The organism is Oleiphilus sp. HI0067 (assembly GCF_001635735.1).
This window is the reverse complement of sequence record NZ_LWFI01001122.1, coordinates 1-21,536: the sequence shown is the minus strand read 5'-3', so window position 1 is coordinate 21,536 and position 21,536 is coordinate 1. Positions and strand designations below refer to the sequence as shown.

The 21,536-nt window shown below is 44.4% G+C and carries 14 protein-coding genes; 10 read left to right on the top strand and 4 right to left on the bottom strand.

The features are described from left to right. The first annotated feature begins 217 nt into the window (after positions 1–217). From A3739_RS16280 to murI, 4 genes are read left to right on the top strand one after another with little or no spacing between them, the layout of a single operon-like run. On the top strand, positions 218–1,147 hold the full coding sequence (locus tag A3739_RS16280) for an ABC transporter ATP-binding protein (RefSeq protein ID WP_068482087.1): 930 nt from the start codon (positions 218–220) through the stop codon (positions 1,145–1,147). Beyond that, a complete protein-coding gene (locus A3739_RS16275) occupies positions 1,144–1,878 on the top strand; it encodes an ABC transporter permease subunit (RefSeq protein ID WP_068481997.1) in 735 nt (244 codons plus the stop codon). The genes A3739_RS16280 and A3739_RS16275 overlap by 4 nt, the downstream gene beginning before the upstream one ends. Before the next feature lie 10 nt (positions 1,879–1,888). Then, on the top strand, positions 1,889–3,751 hold the full coding sequence (locus tag A3739_RS16270) for a Gldg family protein (protein WP_068482000.1): 1,863 nt from the start codon (positions 1,889–1,891) through the stop codon (positions 3,749–3,751). Positions 3,752–3,759: 8 nt separating this feature from the next. Next, the gene (murI, locus tag A3739_RS16265) at positions 3,760–4,551 is read left to right on the top strand and encodes a glutamate racemase (RefSeq protein ID WP_068482003.1); all 792 of its coding nucleotides are present in this window, start codon (positions 3,760–3,762) and stop codon (positions 4,549–4,551) included. Positions 4,552–4,621: 70 nt separating this feature from the next. On the opposite strand, the gene A3739_RS16260 is transcribed toward murI, so the two are convergent. Both A3739_RS16260 and A3739_RS16255 read right to left on the bottom strand, forming a co-directional pair. Continuing rightward, entirely contained in the window at positions 4,622–6,754 is a 2,133-nt protein-coding gene (locus A3739_RS16260; RefSeq protein WP_231877096.1) for a bifunctional diguanylate cyclase/phosphodiesterase, read from the bottom strand. Positions 6,755–6,865: 111 nt separating this feature from the next. Further along, complete coding sequence (locus tag A3739_RS16255; RefSeq protein ID WP_068502063.1) at positions 6,866–8,908, bottom strand: HDOD domain-containing protein; 2,043 nt, start codon at positions 8,906–8,908, stop codon at positions 6,866–6,868. Between the two features lie 263 nt (positions 8,909–9,171). Here A3739_RS16255 and A3739_RS16250 point away from each other — a divergent pair, with 263 nt between their 5' ends. After that, positions 9,172–10,740, top strand: a complete 1,569-nt coding sequence (locus A3739_RS16250) for a P-loop NTPase (RefSeq protein ID WP_068482012.1) — start codon at positions 9,172–9,174, stop codon at positions 10,738–10,740. A gap of 119 nt (positions 10,741–10,859) precedes the next feature. Continuing rightward, entirely contained in the window at positions 10,860–12,812 is a 1,953-nt protein-coding gene (gene acs, locus A3739_RS16245; RefSeq protein WP_068482015.1) for an acetate--CoA ligase, read from the top strand. A 6-nt stretch (positions 12,813–12,818) separates the two neighbouring features. Here acs and A3739_RS16240 read toward each other — a convergent pair whose 3' ends face one another. Beyond that, the gene (locus A3739_RS16240) at positions 12,819–15,674 is read right to left on the bottom strand and encodes an insulinase family protein (protein WP_068502060.1); all 2,856 of its coding nucleotides are present in this window, start codon (positions 15,672–15,674) and stop codon (positions 12,819–12,821) included. Between the two features lie 267 nt (positions 15,675–15,941). Here A3739_RS16240 and A3739_RS16235 point away from each other — a divergent pair, with 267 nt between their 5' ends. After that, a complete protein-coding gene (locus A3739_RS16235; RefSeq protein ID WP_068482091.1) occupies positions 15,942–17,930 on the top strand; it encodes an SDR family oxidoreductase in 1,989 nt (662 codons plus the stop codon). Between the two features lie 184 nt (positions 17,931–18,114). Next, a complete protein-coding gene (locus A3739_RS16230) occupies positions 18,115–18,717 on the top strand; it encodes a peroxiredoxin (protein WP_068479869.1) in 603 nt (200 codons plus the stop codon). A 65-nt stretch (positions 18,718–18,782) separates the two neighbouring features. On the opposite strand, the gene rnt is transcribed toward A3739_RS16230, so the two are convergent. Further along, complete coding sequence (rnt, locus tag A3739_RS16225) at positions 18,783–19,445, bottom strand: ribonuclease T (protein ID WP_068482021.1); 663 nt, start codon at positions 19,443–19,445, stop codon at positions 18,783–18,785. Positions 19,446–19,588: 143 nt separating this feature from the next. On the opposite strand from rnt, the gene A3739_RS16220 reads away from it, so the two are divergent. Both A3739_RS16220 and A3739_RS16215 read left to right on the top strand, forming a co-directional pair. Then, positions 19,589–20,497 carry an OmpA family protein gene (locus tag A3739_RS16220; protein ID WP_068482024.1) on the top strand — a complete coding sequence of 303 codons (909 nt, stop codon included), beginning with the start codon at positions 19,589–19,591 and terminating at the stop codon, positions 20,495–20,497. Between the two features lie 97 nt (positions 20,498–20,594). Next, on the top strand, positions 20,595–21,536 hold a 942-nt coding region (locus A3739_RS16215; protein ID WP_068502057.1), incomplete at its 3' end, for an argininosuccinate synthase.

Genomic DNA, 21,536 nt, shown 5'->3' with positions numbered 1-21,536 from the left:
AAAAAGTAGCGCATAGTGTAAGGCTTGGTTTTGTCTGGCGTAAAGCTTAAATGTTAGTGAATTACTTTGAATAAATATTACAAACATGACCATGTAGAAATGTTGGCAGTGATCGCTTGAAGTGCCCTTCGTCGACTCTATATCCTTGCGTGTGGCTCTTAGAATCGTTCAGAGCCTTCTTTTATAAGTAATGATCCAGTTAGAGACGAATAACATCATGATTACGGTTGATAAACTCACTAAGCAATTTGGTGATTTTTTTGCGGTAAATGGACTGACATTTACCGTTGAACCAGGTGAAATACTCGGTTTTCTTGGCCCTAATGGCGCAGGTAAATCGACAACGATGAAAATGCTGACGGGTTTTTTACAACCCAGCTCAGGCTCTGTATCGGTAATGGGGTTTGATGTGTTGAAGACGCCCGTCGAGGCCAAGCGTTTGATTGGCTATCTCCCTGAGGGTGCGCCGGCTTATGCTGATATGACTGTGCTTGATTCCTTGAGATTTGTCGGGAAAGTTAGAGGTTTTTCTGGGTCTGATCTCAATACGCGTATTCAAGAAACTGTTGATAAAGTCGCTCTGAATAGTGTGCTGAATAAACGTGTTGAAACTCTTTCCAAAGGTTTTCAACGTCGCTTAGGTTTGGCGCAAGCGATTCTTCATGATCCTCAGGTTTTGATTTTAGATGAGCCTACAGATGGTCTTGATCCGAACCAAAAGCATCAAGTGCGAGAGCTCATACAGAACTTATCTAAAGATAAAATTGTCATCGTTTCCACGCATATTCTTGAAGAGGTGAGCGCGGTTTGTACGCGTGCAATGATTCTCTCTGATGGGGCAATTAAGTTTGATGGCACGCCTGAGGACTTGGCGGCCAAATCGGTTTATCACAATAGTATTCATGTGCACGTTGCTGAAAGACATTCGGAACTTAAAGCTAAGTTGATTCAATTGCCTCGCGTTTCAAAGGTGAACGAACTTTCTGAAGGTGCGTTACAGGTGCTGTCTGAAAATAAAGATTCAATATTGTCGGACGTGAATGCCGTCTTGCATAGCGGTTCTTACCAGATCGATGAGCTGCATGTTGAGCAAGGCAAGCTAGATGATGTGTTTCGTGCAATGACTTCAAAGGAGGTGAACTCATGAACGCCTTAAAAGTAGTGTTAGGGCGTGAATTATCGAGTTATTTTGCAACGCCGGTAGCCTATATATTTCTCGTTATCTTTTTAATGTTGTCGGGTGTATTTACTTTTTACATTGGTCAATTCTTTGAACGCGGTCAGGCAGACCTAGTCGCTTTCTTTAACTTTGTGCCTTGGTTGTATTTGGTTCTTATTCCCGCTGTCACCATGCGCTTATGGTCTGAAGAACGACGTAGCGGAACAATTGAATTGTTGATGACCTTGCCGCTTGCTACGTGGCAAGTTGTTCTAGGTAAATTTCTCGCAGCTTGGCTGTTTGTTGGTCTAGCACTGGTGCTAACTTTTCCTCTTTGGATTACGGTTAACTATCTTGGGAGCCCAGATAATGGTGTCATTCTTGGTGCCTATATTGGTGCTTGGCTTATGTCGGGTGGCTTTTTAGCTGTGGGCTCATGTCTTTCAGCGCTTAGCAAGAATCAGATTGTCGCCTTTATTCTCACACTTGTAGTGAGCTTTGTTCTCGTTGTGACTGGATTTCCAATCGTGCAAGACGCTTTTTCAGGTTGGGCACCGTTATGGCTAATTGATGCGGTGGCGAACTTGAGCTTTCTAACCCACTTTACCGCGATATCTCGTGGCGTAATTGACGTCAGAGATCTTGTGTATTTTGCTGCCATGATAGGTATATGGCTATACGCAACATCACTCGTTGTTGACTTGAAGAAAGCAGATTAAGGAGGCCGCCATGAATAGTTCAATTATTTTAAAACTCGTTTCTGCGTTCGTAGCGCTCTTCTTAATCATTCTTTTGTCTTCTAATTTGCTCAGTGGTGTACGACTTGATTTGTCAGAGGGAGGTTTGTATTCCTTATCTGACGGCACAGAGTCAATACTCGAAAACCTAGAGTCTGATGTGACGATCGATTACTACTTTTCTGAGCAAGCTACATCTCAATTACCAGCGCTAAGAACCTATGCTAAGCGTGTTGAAGAGTTGTTGACTGAATACGAGTCAAAGAGCAACGGAAAGCTAAGTATTAACAAGATTGATCCCGCGCCATTTTCCGAACAAGAGGATGAGGCGGCTTTAGCCGGTTTGCAAAGCGTTCCGGGTGGCGCACGTGGCGATGAAATTTACTTTGGCTTAGTCGCTAAAAACGCCGCGGGTCGAGAAGAAGTGGTTCCGTTTATCCAACCTGATAAAGAGGCATTCCTTGAGTACGACCTAACGCGTCTAATTTCCGCTTTATCACGCGAAACTTTACCCAAGATCGGCATTTATTCGGGGGCTGATATTCGTGGTGGGTTTGATGTAATGTCCCGTCAACAAACGCCTGAGTGGGCTGCATTGCAGTTCATCAATGATAATTTCGATCTGGAGTGGATTGAGGATGATGCCGAAGCGATCGAAGATGTTGATATGCTGCTGCTTATCGCTCCCCAAGATTTATCCCAACGCTTGCAGCTAGCGATTGATCAATATGCTTTGTCTGGTGGTAAGGTGATGGTTTTTGTTGACCCTTACATTGAAACAATGGCGATGATGAACGGAATGGCCACTGTTCAGAGCTCCAATATTTCAGCCTTGTTCGAGTCATGGGGCGTTGCATTTGATGAATCACAATTTATCACTGATTTCGAAAACTCAATGGTCGTGTCGCTAGGGCAAGGTGGCCAGCCAGCTCGACATTTAGGGCTTTTGAGCCTTGGTCCTAATGCACTATCGCAAGATGATGTTGTTTTGTTTGGGCTGGAAAGCATTAATCTTTCTTCAGTCGGTGCGATGAGTGCGGCGGAAGGTGCGAGTACGGTGTTTACTCCTGTTATTCAAAGTTCTGCACAAAGTGCTTTGGCAGATGTGAATGTGTTGACGACCTTGAATGATCCTTCGACCTTGATGAATGACTTTGTTCCGACTGAACAGCGCTATACCATTGCGGCAAGAGTAGGTGGTTCTGCAGAATCTGCATTTCCTGATGGGATTACTGTTTCTGAAGAGTTGGCCGATGGAGAGGGTAGCGTAGACCTTAAGTTAGAGCCATCTGTACTGAGTTCTGAAAATATCAATATCATGATTGTCGCAGATAGTGATGTGCTCAGTGATCGCTTATGGGTGCAAGTGCAGAATTTCTTTGGACAACAAATTATTAGCCCTTGGGCTGACAATGGTAGCTTGCTGTTGAATTCAGTCGAGAACTTGTCGGGCCAGTCAGAGCTGATTTCTATTCGGGGTCAAGGTCGATATAGCCGTCCGTTTGAGCGCGTTGAGGCCTTGCAACGAGATGCTGAAGAGCGATTCTTGGCGCAACAAGAAGCCTTAGAGGCGCAATTAATTGCCACGGAAGAGCAAATGTTTGAGCTTGAGCAAATGCGTGATGGCGGTGACGTGGTGTCTCTGACAGAAGAGCAGAATAAAGCTTTACTTCGCTTCCAAGAAGAGAAGTTAAAAATTCGCAAGCAGCTGCGAGACGTTCAACATCAGCTAGATCAAGATATTGACGCGCTAGGTACAAAATTGAAGTTAATTAACATCTTCTTAGTACCTGTATTGATCTGCTTTTTTGCTTTAATGCTAGGCTTTCGTCAGCGTCGAATTGCAAATGCTTAAGGATTAATGTGGCGAATATACTAGTTCTAGATTCTGGGGTAGGAGGGCTGTCGATATGCCAAGCTCTTCTGTCTCAACTAGAGGGTGTTCAGATTAGATATGTCGCTGATGACGCCTGCTTTCCCTATGGGGTTAAAGGCGAGGCCTTTTTAATTGAGCGTTTGTCGCAGTTAATAAAGTTCAGTGAGCAACGTTTCGAATTTGATTTGATCGTTATTGCCTGTAACACCGCAAGCACGCTGGTGCTTCCAGCTTTACGGTCTTTGGTTAAAATTCCTGTGATCGGTGTCGTGCCAGCCATTAAGCCAGCGTCGGCCCTAACTCAAACAAAAAAAATTGCATTACTCGCAACGCCAGGCACTGTTTCCCGTCCTTACACTCAACAGTTAATAGATGACTTTGCGAGCGATTGTGAAGTTGTCCGTGTCGGTTCCAGAGTTCTTGTGGATCAGGCAGAGCGCTTGTTGAACGGATTGGTCTTGGATGTGGATGCAATAGAACGAGAGTTAAAAGAAATCATTGCGGATGATCAGGTTGATACTGTGGTTCTGGGTTGTACGCACTTTCCTCTATTAAAGGATGTGATAGCCCCGTTTTTGCCAGGAAAGGGCTTTGTCGATTCAGCGCAAGCAATTGCGCGTAGGGCTGAGTCTTTGTTGGTTGATTTGCCACATAAGGCATCAAATGACGATAAGCACTTTGTTATGTTCACGGGTGCAGTACCAGAAAATAAGGTGTTTGAATCTGCCTTAAAGAAACTCGGAATGAGCCATGTTGTTTTGAGTAAGTTTGATATTTAGAGCGGGACATCGAAAACAAAAAAGCGGCTATTGAGCCGCTTTTTTGTTTGTAAGGTGAATGCTTAAAGCTCTAGGCAATTTTCGCGTGAGGGCTTTCGAGTCGACTAAGTATCACTTCACCAGGTTCTGCTCTTCCGAAATAGAAACCTTGAAGTTCTTGGCAACCTAAATCTTTCAAATATTGAAGTTGTACTTCTGTTTCTACGCCTTCAGCGACGATATTGAGCTTCAAGCCGTGAGCCATATTGACGATGGCGTTAACAATACAGGCATCGCCCATTGTCTCTTCAATGTCTTTTACAAAGCTTTGATCAACCTTAAGTGTGTGGATTGGCAACTTACGCAAGTAATTGAGGGATGAATATCCAGTGCCAAAGTCATCGATCGCAATGGTTACTCCGTGCTCAGATAAGCGATTGAGCTTTTTGGTCATCTGATCAAGGTCATTCATGATCGCGTTTTCGGTAATCTCAACTTCTAGGTTTGTTGCAGGGAAGTTGTTTCTTTCAAGTGTCTCGAGCAAATGATCTACAAATCGCGGGTGCTCGACCTGCAAGGGTGAGAAGTTAACCGAAAGGCGAATGTTTGGGTGTCCGTTATTGATCCAGCCTTGTACTTCTTGGCATGCAGAATTTAATACCCACTCACTAATGTCCGTGAGTAGCTTTGTTTCTTCTGCCAAAGGCAAGAACTCACCCGGGAATACCAAACCGCGAGTAGGGTGTTGCCAGCGCACTAGCGCTTCTACACCAATAACATCGTTCGTTTTTGCATTAATCTGTGGTTGGTAGAATACCTTGAATTCGTTGTTTTCTAATGCTCTGCGAATCTCTCGTTCGAGCTTAATGCGGTTTGAGTCAGCTACTTCCATTGAAGGGCTAAAGAACTGGTAACCGTCTTTTCCGCGCGATTTCACGTGGTACATCGCTACATCGGCATTTTGAATCAATTGATCTACTGTGTCGCCAGCTGTCGGGAACATAGAAATGCCGATACTAACGCCAACGAATACTTCGTGTTCGCCCAGAATAAATGGTTCTTTAAGGGTGTTAATGACTTTCTTAGCGATAATGCGAGCATCTTCAGCGCTATTTATATTTGGTAGTAATAGCGTAAATTCGTCTCCGCCAAACCGTGAAAGGGTGTCGCATTTACGAATAACGTTATCCAGTCGCATTGATACGGCTTGCAGTAGACGGTCACCCATTGCATGGCCGAGCGAGTCATTAATCACTTTGAATCGATCAAGATCGAGGAACATGACCGCTACTTGGTTGTCATTGCGTTTGGCTTGCGCCATGGCAAGGTTGAGTCGATCTTTAAATAGTGAGCGATTTGGTAAGCGTGTTAGCAGGTCATGATATGCCTGAAAGTTAATAAATTCTTCGGCTTCTTTTCTTTCTGTTATGTCGCGCGCCGTGCCATAAGTGCCGACAACCTGCAGAGACTCTTCGCCATTGATTTTCACTTTTCTCTCAATAGGGAAGAAGGTAATTTCAAAGTGACGTGAAGCGTGCTCGTTCTTTTTCACTTTCAGGCGAAGTTCAGAACTCCAAGCGCCATCTCTTTTTTTGCCGTGTTCCGTGAAGATGTAGTTGGCTCGGTCGATATCTTCGGCTTCAATAATAGTTTCGTAGCTTTTGCCCAATAAATCCTGTTTGCTGTAGCCAAGCAGTGTTTCAACTTTGCGGTTAAGGAAGGTGAAACGACCTTGGCGATCAAGCATAAATACAACGTCAGGTGAGCTATTGACGATGTAACGATGCAATTCTTCTGACTTTTGCAAGCGTGCCTGCATTTGGTGGTGGGCTTTCTCAAGCATAACTTTTTGCAGGCAATTTCGTGTTGTATTGATCAGNTCTGCAGAATCGTAAGGCTTGCGGAGGTAGTCATATGCGCCGCGGCGGAGGGCTTTACTGACGGCTGTGAATGACGATTCGCCACTAACGACGATAATGGCTGGATCCATGTTGTTTTCAGCAACAAAATCCATGACCTGATGACCGTCAATGTCGGGCATGTTTAAGTCGAGCAACACTAAGTCGAAGCTATCTTGTTTCAAGGCTTCGCATGCATTTAAGCCGCCCAAGGCTGTCGTGACATCAAAGCCTTGTGCAACGAGGAGTGCCTCCAAGCTTGTTAGCAGACGATACTCATCATCTACTACAAGTATTTTTGCCTGTTCAATATCCAGGTTTGCCACCTGTTTCGACTTTATGATTTTCATTCTAGTTGTTAACCGCTCGCACTATAGTAGTTTGTAAAGTGGAACTATCCAGTTCTACCGCTTCCTATTTAAGCGGTTTGAATTTATTTATTGCTCTGGTAGCAATATTTGAAACTGGGTGCCCTTGCCATCACTTCTACATGTGATTGTTCCTCGCGCTTCCGTTACGAGGTTTTTCGTAATGCTCAACCCTAAACCTGAGTGGCCTGCTCCTTTGGTAGTCGAAACTGGCGTAAATAAGTTCTTTTGTATTTCTTCTGGAATACCTGGACCATTGTCAGTGATTTTTATTTCACAAAAGCTATGGCCGTTGACGTTGATGCTGCTTTTTGTAGCAGCACTGATTTTACCACCCTCAGGCATTGCTTCGACGGCATTCTTCATAAGGTTAGTTAATATTTGCCGCAGACTGCCAGGGCTGATGTCGACTGGGCGTAGGCTACTATCTGGCAGGTATTCGCTGTCGATACTCTTGGCCAAGAATAGTGAACTTTTGTACAGGGTTAGAAGGTTTTTGATTTCTAAGTTGATGTCGGCGTCGCCTTCATCGTGCGTAATATCTTGCTGCAGATCCCTTAATCGAAAGATTATCTGGCTTGCGCGCTCTAGCTCTTCTTTAAGAACTTGTAGTTCTTCTTGTACTTCGTCTTCTTCGCTGAGTTTCAGGGAAAGGCTGCTCAAATAGTTATTGATGATGCTAAGAGGGTTGTTCGCCTCATGTGCAATCTCGCGAACCTTTGCGTTTAATGAGTTGATTTCAGAATCAGTGTTTTCTGCGCAGTGGGCTTGTTCTATATCTATGCATTGGCGCTTAAATTGGCTGATCAGAATGCTTAAGAAATTAGGATGAAGTCTTTCCTTATTTGAATGCAATGTTGTAGCGATGACTGCGATGATGCGCTCCCCATCGAGTAGAGGAAGACAGAGCATGTGCTGTGCATCGAGCAACCGGAGAATTTGTTGGTCAGCAACAAAGGCAGAGTCATCATCGATTGAGCTGAGCACTTCATTTCTCAGTGCAGATTTCGCCGCAAGACTACTGCCCTCATTTAGAGGGAAACAAAGTGGTGCTTCGTAGCTGTCTTCGATAAGAACAAGTTCGTTGTCTTCGTTCCAAAATAGTGCCGTTTGGCGAGTGCCAAGCAGTAGTGACAGAGAGTGCTGAATTTGGGTTGCGAGTTCTATTTTTGTCTTGGCTTTTGAAACAAGATCCCGAGAAATGTTTTGAAGATTTTGGTCTCTAATGGCTCGTGCTAAAGATATATGTGCTTCTTGATCATCTTGTTTGTCGAGTTGCACGCCCATGCTCTCAGCTACTTGGATAACTTCTTCATCTATTTTTCGACAGATTTCAGAGATGAGGGATGGGTTGAGTTCAAATAAGCTGTTCGTCGTTTCAACACTCTGCTGCATGCTCTGTTGCGCATCATTGCTAAGAGCGCTTGCAGTATACAATATTTTGACCAAATGCTGAGCGCCCAGAATGTCGACTGTGTTTGCGTGATGATAACGAATCGCATCGATTGCATAAGGGCTTAGCCCCCATTCGTTTGCGAGTTGTGCACCAAGTTCTGCGTGATCAATACCGAATGTACCCAACTCATGCTTTAAGCGTTTATCTTCGTCGGGCTGCTCTTCTCTCAGAGTTAAATATTCTTTGTTGAAGTTTCTTGAGAGTACGAGTTCTCCAATGTTGTGTAATAAGCCGGTCAAGTAGGCTTCTTCTGGTTTAGGGTAGCTTGTGAGTATGGCGAGAGATTTGGCGAGTAATGCGCAGCTCAAAGACCGTCGCCAGAACTCTTTTAAAAACTCATGATTTCCGTGGCTTAAACCTGAAAAAAACTGGTGGATAGACGCCGTGATTACAATCGTTCGAATGGTGTCGATGCCAAGTACTAGCAAAGCACGATCTAAAGAACGAATAGGGGTGCCGCGGTTATACAAAGTTGAATTGGCCATTGCCACAACGCGTGCAGAGATGCTCGCATCACGTGCGATGATTTCTGCAAGCGACTGAAAACTTGAATCATGGTTTTGGCAGCTATCCAATACGTCAGCCAAGATGCTAGGCAGAGTAGGTAGTTTGCTGACTTCAAGTTCTTTTAAAATGTTTTGTGAATTGACTGGCATGTTCGCAAAAAAATAGGATTTATCGCTTTTTTTTAAGCTTAGACAATATTCCTTAAAAATTAAAAGTTTGCGCGTTCTTTTTTATGTGATGCTTGAATTTTCTGGTCGTATTGTGAGCAAAGCTCGCGCGTTTTGTGGCTTGTCAATCCTTTTTATGATTCCGCAAAGCCTTTAGAATTACTGAAATACAACGATAAAAGCACAACCGATAGGCCATATTGCCTAGTTCGCGTTTGAGCTTGAAACAACGAAAAGCGAGCCCGATGAACGTCATTAACTTGAATAAGTCAAAGTCTCAAAAACCAATGCCTCGTGTTCTCGCGATTACCGGCGGTAAGGGAGGTGTTGGTAAAACAAGCGTTTCTGTAAATTTAGCCATCGCGCTCGCGAAGAATGGCTCGAAAGTATGCTTGTTTGACGCAGACACTGGGCTAGCCAATATCAACGTGATGTTGGGTCTCCATCCTGCTTATACGCTTGAGCATTTGTTTACCGGCGAAAAAGAGATTCAAGATATTGTTCTTGAAGGTCCCGAGGGTATTCATATCATTCCTGGGGCCTCAGGCTTCGCTCAATGTGTTGAGCTAGATCTGCAACAGCAATCTCGTCTTGTTGATTCAATTAGCACCCTAGAACCTAATTACGATTATCTGCTGGTTGATACGGCAGCGGGTATTTCTCCCACAGTGCTGCATTTTGTTGCAGCATCGCAGGTTGCAGCAGTCGTTATTACTCCAGAGCCTACTTCGTTAACGGACGCGTTCTCTTTGCTCAAAGTGTTGCGTCGTCGTGGATACCGTCGCAAAGTCGAAGTCATCGTAAATATGGCAACGAATGCGCGACAATCTGAAAAAGTGTATCGACGTTTCGAGGCTGCGGTTAAGAAGTATTTGGGTTTACGTACAGAGCAGCTAGGGGCTTTGTGGATGGACGAAAGCATGCGTAGTGCGGTCGCGTTGCAGCGTCCTGTCGCGCTCTTCCAGAAAGAAGACCCATCAGCACGCGGTTTTTATCGCTTGGCGGAACGCGTTGATGACTTATTTAACGCCCCCAAAGTACCGAAACTCGCATTTAGTAGTTATTGGAAAAAGCTTGTAGATCGTTCTCAAGAGCTTGCTAGAAAGAAAGTCGAAGAAGCTGCACAAACCAATACGTTTACTGCGCATCCAGAGCCTCCTGTTTCTAGTCCTGACGTTTCTCGTCCTGATGGTATGCGTGTCCGAGAAGACAAGCCTGCCATGGTTGTGGATTTGAATTCTGGCTCCTACAAAGAGTCATTGAGCCAAGTTCAAGAGCAGATCAAAAAACAAAAACAGACAATCGCTGCGGAAACCGCTAAGCCTGACAGTCAGGAATTACTCTCTGATCAGTCTGAAAATGCGTGGGTTGATCTGCGTATTCGCATGAATCGTTTCTTTACCGATCCAAATACAACGCCTGAGCAAGTCACGACACTGATTTCTAGTTGTATTTATGCCTACGGAGATCGGTTAGGTGATTCTGCAATCGATTTATTGCATGGCTTGTTAAGCACGTTAACGCCTAGCTCTATCAATGAAGAGCATCGTCTTTTGTTGCTCGCAGAATATGAGCGTCTTGAGTTGGCGAAGCCAACTGGCATGCCAGCGCCATCAGCGAGTTCAGTAGATGCTTTGGATCGTGAGGAAATTCGTGTTGATGAACCTTCCGAGCAGAGTGTTTACGATGAGAAAGGTTTTGGTTCTCAGAGTAAGTTGGCTGAGCAAATTCGTAGCTCATCTAATACCGTCCCTCTTGAAACGTTACTCGAGTCTATAAAATACGCCTCATTGGTTGACTCGTCTCGGGACTGAGCGTAGCTTTTTGATGCTGAAATTATCTAGGCATCATTTGTAGCAAAAGCTGCGACTTAGTCCGTGCTAAGTTCTTATAAATGTTGCCAAGCTGCCTAACAAAAATAAGAGGAAGCGCCATGACAGAGCAACATATTTATCCTGTTTCTCCTGAACTTGAAGAATTTTCAACGCTTAACAAAGACCAATATTTAGAGCTATATAAGGCATCTATTGATGACCCAGAGAGTTTCTGGGCAGAGCAAGCCAAAAGAATCGATTGGTTTAAGCCGTTTACCAAAGTCAAAGACGTATCTTATGCATCGAAAGATTTGCATATTCGTTGGTTTGAAGACGGTATCTTGAACGCGTCCTACAATTGTTTAGACCGTCACTTGGCTGATAAGGGCGATCAAACTGCGATTATTTATGAAGGTGATGACCCTTCTCAATCTGAACATATCTCATACAAACAGCTGCATGAGAGAGTATGTCGTCTTGCGAACGGCCTGAAAGAATTAGGTGTAGAGAAAGGGGATATCGTCACCTTATATATGCCGATGGTTCCAGAAACAGGCATCGCTATGCTGGCCTGTGCGCGCATCGGTGCCGTGCATTCCGTTGTTTTTGGGGGGTTTTCCCCGGAAGCTCTCGCAGCCAGAATTGAAGATGGTCAGTCTAAATGGTTGATTACGGCTGATGAGGGTATTCGTGGCGGGAAGTCTATTCCATTAAAGAATAACGTGGATGAGGCTTTTGAAGTAGGGAATATCGGGCATGTGAAGAATGTCGTTATGCTTCAGCGTACCGGTGGCGATGTGTCATTTGTTGAAGGTCGTGATGTATGGATGCATGAGTTGATGGAGCGTCAGGGTGCTTATTGTGACGCTGAACCGATGAGCGCTGAAGATCCCTTGTTTATGCTGTATACCTCTGGTTCAACTGGCAAGCCTAAGGGCGTTTTGCATACTACTGGTGGTTATCTTACTTACGCGTCCTTTACGCATGAGAAAGTATTTGATTATCGCGAGGGCGAAGTTTTCTGGTGTACCGCGGATTTCGGATGGATTACTGGGCATAGCTATATTTTGTACGGTCCATTGTGTAATGGTGCGACAACAGTGTTGTTTGAAGGCGTGCCAAATTATCCTGATGCTTCTAGGTTCTGGCAGGTTGTTGAAAAACATCAGGTGAACGTATTTTATACCGCGCCGACCGCAATTCGTGCGTTGATGGCTGCTGGTGATGATAAAGTTCAATCCTACAACCGAGATAGCATTCGTCTTTTAGGCTCGGTGGGCGAGCCAATTAATCCAGAAGCTTGGGAATGGTACTACGAAGTAGTCGGAGAAAAACGTTGTCCTATTGTTGATACGTGGTGGCAAACGGAAACCGGCGGCGTATTGATCTCCGCTATTCCGGGAGCGACGACTTTGAAGCCAGGCTCAGCAACGCGTCCATTGTTTGGTGTGAAACCTGCGATTGTCGATAACGAAGGCAATATTCTAGAAGGCGAATGTGAAGGGAATTTAGTCTTAATGGATAGTTGGCCTGGTCAAATGCGCACCGTCTACGGTGATCATGAGCGCTTTATTCAAACCTATTTTTCGACGTATGAAGGAATGTATTTTACGGGTGATGGAGCTAGACGTGATGCAGATGGGTACTACTGGATTACTGGTCGAGTCGATGATGTGTTGAATGTCTCTGGACACCGCATGGGAACAGCCGAGATAGAGAGCGCGCTTGTTGCTCATAGCGCTGTTGCTGAAGCGGCGGTTGTTGGTTTTCCGCATGACATCAAGGGGCAGGGCATCTACGTCTATGTTTCGATGATGGCAGATGCTGATTTGTCTGATCTTACTGCACTTGTGAGTGAGCTCAAAGATTGGGTGCGTAAAGAGATTGGCCCTGTCGCAACACCAGATTTGATCCAGATCTCAGGAGGTCTTCCTAAAACGCGTTCAGGTAAAATTATGCGTCGTATTCTGAGAAAAATTGCAGCGAATGAGTATGACAGTCTTGGTGATACGTCTACGTTGGCAGACCCAAGCGTTGTCGATGTCTTGATCGACGAACGCCTGAATCGTTAGACCATACTACTTATCGAAGTTTGAAAGAGAGAGCCATGCGCTCTCTTTTTTATTTAGTAATTTCTGAAGTTGGGTGATGGCATCATCTTGTGACGTTTGATGCTTGCTTACCATAATCAAGTTTGAACCTTTTTTCTTTACACGCTCTGTGTAGAAAGATCTAAAGTTGTCGATAGTGATTGCTTCGATCGCATCGATCATTTGTTCTTTGCTATCAAACTTGGCAGCTTTCTTGTCTATCTCGCTCCAGTATCGATTGCTTCGCTGCCCAATATTGGTCTCTTTTTCTTCTAAGCGGGAGATCACTGCTTTTTTATAACGAGCGAATTCTTCTTCTGAAAGCGAATTAATACGGTCAACTTGAGCGTTCAGAAATGTTCGTGTTTCATTAAATAACTGATCTGTGCTGGCACTTGGCGATTGAACAATGAACGCTATTCCCGGAACTTCAAGTAATGGGTAAGGTGTTGCGAACACGATATAGCCAAGCTGTTTCTCGGTTCTAAGCTGAGCATAATAGTCATTGCCGATTGCCTGGCTCATTAGTGAATACAGTGCGCGTTCAGAATAGCTTTTAGTTTCGCCTTGCATGTAAAACACCATGCTCGAATCGGGGTGGTCAATATCTAGCGCTTTAGCCCAGTCTTCTTCACCTTCTAAATTAAGAACACTTGCGCGCTCCACACTCTGAATCTTAGCGGGCTCGAGAATATGTTTTTCAACAAGTTTTGCCATCTTTTCGGTTTTATCTTGTTCGACATTACCGTTGCTAAGTACTGCGGTATCTACGGTCGAGAAAAACAGATTTTTAAATTCTCGCAGCTGCTCGATAGAGATCTTTTCAAGTGCGACAAGCTTTTCTTCTGAGTTCCAAGACGGGCTAAGGATGTCATCTTGAATCGCTGTGATGGCTTGCTGGAATGGCTTTCTTTGTTTTTCGTTTTCAAGAGATCTTTTCAGTCGCTCTTTGATGTTTTCAAAGCGCTCATCTCTTAATTCACTGTGTTTGATTTTCTTCAAGATCGTTTCAAGAAGTACATCTTGCTTATCGTTGTATCCCGCTATTTTGAGCGTAACACCTCTAAGGTGCTTGTATAGGTCGTAGCTCAAACCAGCAAGATAAGCGGGATAAGAAAATTCCACGAGTTTATCTGTTAGCATCGAAACGAGTAACTGCGTCATAACCAAGTGTTCGACAGTATCGACCGCATGAGGAGAGCGAATGCTGACAAAGAATGTTGATTTTGGTGTTCCGAATTCTGTGTCAGTCGCGTGCCATAATTCCATTCCTTTAGGTGCCGAGAGCAGCACTGGAATCGGGTTGTTTTCTGCTTTGCTGAGCTCGGTGTTGCTCGGGATGAAGTTGTTTGGCTCAGGCAAGGCTAAGTCTTTGCTAGCTTCCGCCTTTTTAAGTTGATTTACCAAGCTCACAGATAGGCTTTTAACCGAGTAGGGCGCCTTAAACCATTGTGTTTCTTGATCGGTTTCTAGATCTTTTGCTTTTACGCTAACTAAAAGATTGTCGGATGTAAGCAGGTGTAGGTAATCGCTAATTAATTCCTTATCAAACTTGTTTAGCTTGTAGGGCGCGCTGAGAATATCCTGTGCCGAGAACTCATGCAGTGCTGAGGACAAGCTTCTGACGTAGGACAGCGCTGGGACTTTTTCTTGGAACTTGAATGCAATTTCTGACAGTTGTTTTTGTTCAGTGAAATACATTTCATTGAGGTCGTTTTGTTTTAGCAGGTTGATGTAGGCAAATACGGCATTGATGACTTCATCTTGTTGCTTTAGGCCTTTCTCGGTAAGGCTCATAGAGATGATAAACATCCCTTGATTATCTGTGTCGAACTGAGGGCCAGCAGATAGCGTATCAACAAGCTGCTTCTTTTTAAGAGAGGAAAGCAGGCTGCCTTTTCCTTCATGCCCTATAAGGTTGGCAATATATCCAAGAGGTTGCGTATTGATGTAAGGACGAGACGTCGGAACAGGGAAGCTTAATGAAATACTTCGTGTGTCTTTGATACTTTTGACTTGAATTTTTGCTGGTAAAAAACCACCGCTAAAAAATGGTGTCGTGGTTTTATGTTCAGGTAAATTTTTGTTCGCGATGCTTGAGAATTTCTCTTCCACCCAGCTGGATAGTGTTTCAAGGTCTTCTTTGCCAAGTACAGTGAGCTTCATTCGGTTTGCTGAGTACTGCATGTCGTAAAACTCTAAGAGCGCTTCACGCAGAGTAATGTCAGGCTTATCAACTAAGGTTTCTAAGTTACCAACTGCAAATTTTTTGTAGGGATGATCGGAATTTAATATGGCTTTGAAACTTTCTAAGTAGCGACGACCATCATCTTGGATTTTTGAACTGTATTCTGAGTGCACTGCATTGACTTCTCGTTGCACATAATCTGCGTTAAACAATGGTGCAGTGAATTGTTGAGAGAAACGATCGAGTGCTGGCTCTAGGTATTCGGCGGACACATCAAAGAAGTAATTAGTGTGTTCAAGTGATGTGTAGGCATTATGACCGCCCCCATGCTCGCTAATAAACTTTTGATATGCGTCAGGCTCTGGATATTTATGGGTCCCGAGAAAGAGCATGTGCTCAAGAAAATGCGCCAATCCTGGAAATTCGATTGGGTCGTGTGAACTTCCCACTTTAATATCGAGAGAAGCAGCGCCTTTGTCCGCTTCTTTGTCAGAAATGATTAGAACGTCGAGTTTGTTCTCGAGAGTGAACGATGTATATTCACGTTTGTCGTTAGGACTCTTTTCAATATCGAAGTTAAGTTCAATTGCTGATGAAGTTGCGCTGAGCGCGAGTAAAAATAGTGTGCCAAAGGCGAGAAGCGTACGGTATATCACCGAGTGGGTCTCCTTGAAACTGGAATAAAGCCGAGCGTAGCTTAGCAACTGCTTGTTATCGGAAAAGTGATCCGGTTGTGATTACTATAGTTTGATCGTGCGTTTAACAAAATTTGAATTATAAAAAATTGGAGTTGTTGCTCTATGAGGACGTGACTTATATTGATTGCATTAGGAATCATTGAGCGCATTTTTGTTCCTCAAATTTTAATAAATCTAAGAATTAGCTCAGCATACGTGTTGAGATCACTGCCTAAGGATAAAACGATGAGTTATTTCATTACCGGTGGAACCGGCTTTATTGGACGCTTTCTTGTAGAAAAGTTATTAGCACGTGGCGAGACTATATACCTCTTAATGCAAGAGTCGAGCATGCATAAATACGATGCATTGCTTGAGCGTATTGGTGCAACATCAAAGCAGGTTGTTGCTGTGAAAGGCACACTGACCAAGAAAAATCTTGGTATTGCCAAAGCAGATATGGATGAGCTTAAAGGTAAGGTTGACCATTTTTATCATCTTGCAGCGATCTATGATTTATATGCTTCTGAAGAAGTGCAGCAAACAGTGAATATTGATGGCACGCGTAACGCGATTGCTGCTGCAAAAGCAATGAAAGCAGGGTGCTTCCATCACGTAAGCTCTATCGCGGCAGCCGGTTTGTATCGTGGTGTGTTCCGTGAAGATATGTTTAAAGAAGCGCAAAAGCTTAATAACCCTTACTTGCGCACTAAACATGATTCAGAAGCAATTGTGCGTGAAGAGTGCAAAGTGCCATGGCGTGTATACCGCCCAGGTATGGTTGTTGGTCATTCTAAGACGGGTGAGATTGATAAGATCGACGGCCCTTACTACTTCTTTAAAATGCTTCAAAAAGTTCGTCGTGCAATACCTCAGTGGATGCCAACGATTGGTGTTGAAGGCGGCAGAATGAATATCGTGCCGGTTGATTTTGTCGTTGATGCTTTAGAGTACATTTCGCATGTTGAAGGTGAAGATGGCGGGTGTTTCCATCTAACAGATCCTGATCCATATAAGTTGGGTGAAGTTTTGAACATCTTTGCGAAGGCAGGTCATGCTCCAACGATGGCGATGCGTATTGATGCGCAAATGTTCAACTTTATCCCTTCAATGCTTCGCAACGGCGTTAAGAACTTGCCGCCAGTTAAACGTTTAACCTCGGCGTTCTTAAACGACTTTGGTGTTCCAGAGTCAGCGATGGAGTTCATCAACTATCCAACCAAATTTGATTCGCGTGAAACAGAGCGAGTGCTCCGTGACTCTGGTATCGAATGTCCAGATCTTAAGTCTTATTCCGCACCGATTTGGGATTTCTGGGAGCGTAATCTTGATCCTGACTTATATAAAGATCGCACTTTACGTGGCACGGTTGAGGGTAAGGTATGTGTCATTACCGGTGCGACTTCAGGCATTGGTTTAGCAACGGCAAAAGTCTTAGCGGAAGCAGGTGCGATTACCTGTATCGCAGCGCGTACACTCGACAAGCTTGAAGAAGTTAAATACGAGCTTGAGCAAAACGGCGGTACTGTTTACGCGTACCAATGTGATTTTTCGAATATGGAAGACTGTGATCGTTTTGTTGCTGAAGTTGAGAAGGATCACGGCGCGGTTGATTTCTTAATCAATAATGCCGGTCGCTCGATTCGTCGTTCTATAAACCTTTCGTTTGATCGTTTCCACGATTTCGAGAGAACGATGCAGCTTAATTACTTCGGCTCGCTTCGCTTGATACTTGGTTTTGCTCCGAAGATGCTTGAGCAGGGACGAGGTCATATTGTAAATATCTCATCTATCGGTGTTTTGACAAATGCTCCGCGTTTCTCTTCGTATGTAGCCTCGAAGGCAGCATTGGATGCGTTCTCGCGATGTGCTGCGGCAGAATTCTCAGATAGTAATGTGAGTTTTACGACCATCAACATGCCGTTGGTAAAAACGCCAATGATCGGTCCAACTAAGATCTACGACTCGGTGCCAACGCTAACGCCAGAAGATGCAGCAGATTTAATTGCGAAAGCAATCGTTCATCGTCCGAAGCGTATCGCGACGCGACTAGGTATTTTTGCACAAGTCTTACATGCTCTCGTACCAAAAGCGGGTGAGATTATTATGAATACGGGTTACAAAATGTTCCCAGATTCTGCAGCGGCGCAAGGTAAAGACCAGAAAGCTGATATGCCAAAAGTCTCGACGGAGCAAATGGCCTTTGCTGCGATCATGCGAGGAATTCATTGGTAGCATCCAGCGTATAAGAAAAAAGCCCCTGCCTTGGTAGGGGCTTTTTCGTTTCTGAAAAATAAGCGCTATCTCTTATTGGACAACCAGCCTAGTCGTTGTACCATAAGTCGACTTTGTACATCGCTTGAGGCGTAAAGCGTCTCTGACAAATATCAAAAACGCAATCAACATTTGGAGATAATAAATGAGCGTATTAGTAGGCAAGCAAGCCCCTGACTTTACTGTTCCAGCAGTTCTTGGCGACGGTTCTATCGTAGACGAGTTCACCCTATCTGAAGCTATCAAAGGCAAGTACGGTCTTGTTTTCTTCTACCCGCTAGACTTCACGTTTGTTTGTCCATCAGAGTTGATCGCTCTTGATCACCGTATGGCTGACTTCAAAGAGCGTGGCGTTGAAGTGATCGGTGTTTCTATCGACTCTCACTTTACGCACAACGCATGGCGTAATACTCCAGTTAATGATGGTGGTATCGGCCAAGTAGGTTACACATTAGCTGCAGATATGGCGCACGACATCTGTAAAGCATACGACGTTGAGTCAGAAGGCGGCGTTGCTTTCCGTGGTGCTTTCTTGATTGACAAAGAAGGTTTGGTTCGCTCGCAGATCGTTAACGATCTACCACTAGGTCGTAACATGGACGAGCTAATCCGTTTGGTTGACGCTCTTCAGTTCCACGAAGAGCACGGTGAAGTTTGCCCAGCTGGTTGGAACAAAGGTGACAAAGGTATGGATGCTTCTCCTGATGGCGTTGCAGCTTACCTTTCTGAGAACTCAGACACTTTGTAATTCCTGTTTAAATATGGGAATAAAAAAGCCGAGCATTGCTCGGCTTTTTTGTGCGTCGAAGACTCTTAAATACCGATCTTTTGATCAAGTGGCCAACCCCCAAGTTTTGACCATTTATTGATGATGGTACAAAACAGCTCAGCTGTTTTCTCTGTGTCGTATTTTGCAGAGTGTGCTTCGTGTCCATCAAAAGCGATTCCGGCGGCAGAGCATGCTTTAGCTAGAACTGTTTGCCCAAAGGCCAAGGCCGAAAGAGTGTTGGTATCGAAGCTTGAGAAAGGGTGGAACGGGTTGCGTTTGATGCCTGTGCGTTCTGCAGCAGCAAATACAAAATTGTGATCAAACGACGAATTATGGCCAACTAAAATAGCACGCGTACACCCGGTATTTTTTACAGCGCGGCGTATTGGCGTAAAAATTTTGTCGAGCGCGAGCTTTTCAGGTTGTGCGTTTCTGTAGGGTGAGTAGGGATCAATGCCTGTGAATTCGAGCGCAGACTTTTCAAGGTTGGCGCCTTTAAAAGGCTCAACATTACAATGAACGGTCTCCTTGCAGTACAGTTGTCCGTCACTATTCATGTCTAGTATCACAGCGGCTATTTCAAGTAGAGCATCAGTTTGAGAGTTAAAGCCGGCTGTTTCGACGTCGACAACAACTGGTAAGAACCCGCGAAATCTCGCTGAAATGGAATGAGAATTGCTATCTTGATCGTTATTATGTTCTTGCATTGTGGAATTAGATCCTGACACGCTTTGCCCTTACTACTGTCACTCGCGCAAACGAGTATAACAGAGCTTATTTGAGATTTGGGATCTCCACGGCAAAGAATTGCCTATTACGGCGTAAACGCGCCCAATAACAGATGAATTAGATGTTTAAATATTTATCAATACTCTTAGGTTTAATGCTTTCCTCGGCAACTTACGCTGAACAAGAATTGCGTTACCTTGCTCCTATGGAGCGCAGTGCTTGGTATATCTCCACCAGTATTTTTGAATGCAGCGTGATTCATGATATTCCCCGTTATGGCCAAGGCATTTTCTATCATGAGGCCGGTGAAGATCTGTATTTCTATTCGCAAACCAATTCCAATCCAATGAAGCCAGGCAAGGCTGCTTTGGTCGTAGAAGCTTCAGACTGGAGGCCGGGGCAGGCGATTCGCGACTTAGGCTATGTTGACGTTGTGCAAGGCGATAAGCCTTTAAAAGTAGAAAGTCGTCGTTCACACGATCTAATGAAAGGTCTGTTAGAAGGAATGATGCCTACGTTCACGCGTCAGTCGTGGTATAGCGATGCCTCAGTGCGTTTATCCCTAAGTAGTATCGGCTTTGCCAATGTTTATGAAGCTTATTTAGACTGCATATCATCTTTGCTGCCGGTTAACTTCCGACAAGTCGAGAGAACTCGTGTGCACTTTGAATCAGACAAAGCGATTCTTCTGAAAGAAGATAAAGCGCGTTTAGATATGGTGGTTCTTTATGTTCGCGCCGACAGCAACGTCACTGCGGTCTATGTGGATGGCCACACCGATTCAACGGGGCGTAGGATTTATAATCGTCGATTATCGAAAATGCGTGCCGAAGCGGTGACAGCTTATCTGACAAAAAGCGGCATCAATTCAGAGATGATACAGACTCGCTATCATGGCGAACGCTATCCCGTCGCAGGTAATAAAAACTCAAAAAATAAAGCGAAAAACCGCCGAAGTACCGTTCGTTTAGTGCGCGGAGAGCAGCTTTCTTTGCCTTCAAAAGAAAATCCTGAGGGTGAGCTGAATTAAGTTGTTGTTTTTGGTTGTTTTTCCATCACTCCTTTCTGTAGAATACGCACCCCTTTTTTAATATAAGCAAAATCTATAACAGGTTTTGGGAGCCTTTATGTCGAGTATAAATAAGGTCGTGTTAGCGTATTCTGGCGGCCTAGATACTTCTGTAATCGTAAAATGGTTACAAGAAGAATATAACTGCGAAGTAGTCACTTATACTGCAGACTTGGGACAAGGTGAAGAAGTCGAGCCAGCGCGCGCAAAAGCTGAAGCGCTAGGTGTTAAAGAAATCTACATCGAAGATGTCCGTGAAGAGTTTGTACGTGATTTCGTATACCCAATGTTCCGCGCGAACACCATCTATGAAGGTGAATACCTTCTAGGCACTTCTATTGCTCGGCCCCTTATCGCAAAACGGCTCATTGAAATTGCGAATGAAACAGGTGCAGACGCGATCTCTCACGGTGCGACCGGTAAAGGCAACGACCAAATTCGTTTTGAATTAGGTGCATATGCACTTAAGCCTGGTGTGCAAGTGATTGCGCCTTGGCGTGAATGGGATCTTAACTCCCGTGAAAGCCTTCTTGCTTACTGTGAAAAACACGGTATTGAGATCGAAACGAAGAAAGGTAAATCACCATACTCAATGGATGCGAACCTCCTTCACATCTCATACGAAGGTGACATTCTTGAAGATCCTTGGGCAGAAGCAGAAGAAGATATGTGGCGTTGGTCTGTATCTCCTGAAAATGCACCCGATAAAGCAACCTATATCGACCTAACTTACGAGAAGGGTGATATTACTGAGGTTGACGGGAAAGCGATGACTCCTGCAGAAGTGCTAGCGCACTTGAATGAAGTGGGTGGCGCAAACGGCATTGGTCGTTTAGACATCGTAGAAAACCGTTATGTTGGTATGAAGTCACGTGGTTGTTATGAGACACCTGGTGGCACCATCATGCTTAAAGCACACCGTGCGATCGAATCAATCACGCTAGACAAAGAAGCTGCGCACCTTAAAGACAGTGTGATGCCTAAGTATGCAGAGCTTGTA

Coding starts and splice junctions, on each gene's coding strand:
- A3739_RS16280 (WP_068482087.1), top strand. CDS start 218: ATGATTACGGTTGATAAACTCACTAAGCAATTTGGTGATTTTTTTGCG.
- A3739_RS16275 (WP_068481997.1), top strand. CDS start 1,144: ATGAACGCCTTAAAAGTAGTGTTAGGGCGTGAATTATCGAGTTATTTT.
- A3739_RS16270 (WP_068482000.1), top strand. CDS start 1,889: ATGAATAGTTCAATTATTTTAAAACTCGTTTCTGCGTTCGTAGCGCTC.
- A3739_RS16255 (WP_068502063.1), bottom strand. CDS start 8,908: ATGCCAGTCAATTCACAAAACATTTTAAAAGAACTTGAAGTCAGCAAA.
- A3739_RS16250 (WP_068482012.1), top strand. CDS start 9,172: ATGAACGTCATTAACTTGAATAAGTCAAAGTCTCAAAAACCAATGCCT.
- acs (WP_068482015.1), top strand. CDS start 10,860: ATGACAGAGCAACATATTTATCCTGTTTCTCCTGAACTTGAAGAATTT.
- A3739_RS16235 (WP_068482091.1), top strand. CDS start 15,942: ATGAGTTATTTCATTACCGGTGGAACCGGCTTTATTGGACGCTTTCTT.
- A3739_RS16230 (WP_068479869.1), top strand. CDS start 18,115: ATGAGCGTATTAGTAGGCAAGCAAGCCCCTGACTTTACTGTTCCAGCA.
- rnt (WP_068482021.1), bottom strand. CDS start 19,445: ATGCAAGAACATAATAACGATCAAGATAGCAATTCTCATTCCATTTCA.
- A3739_RS16220 (WP_068482024.1), top strand. CDS start 19,589: ATGTTTAAATATTTATCAATACTCTTAGGTTTAATGCTTTCCTCGGCA.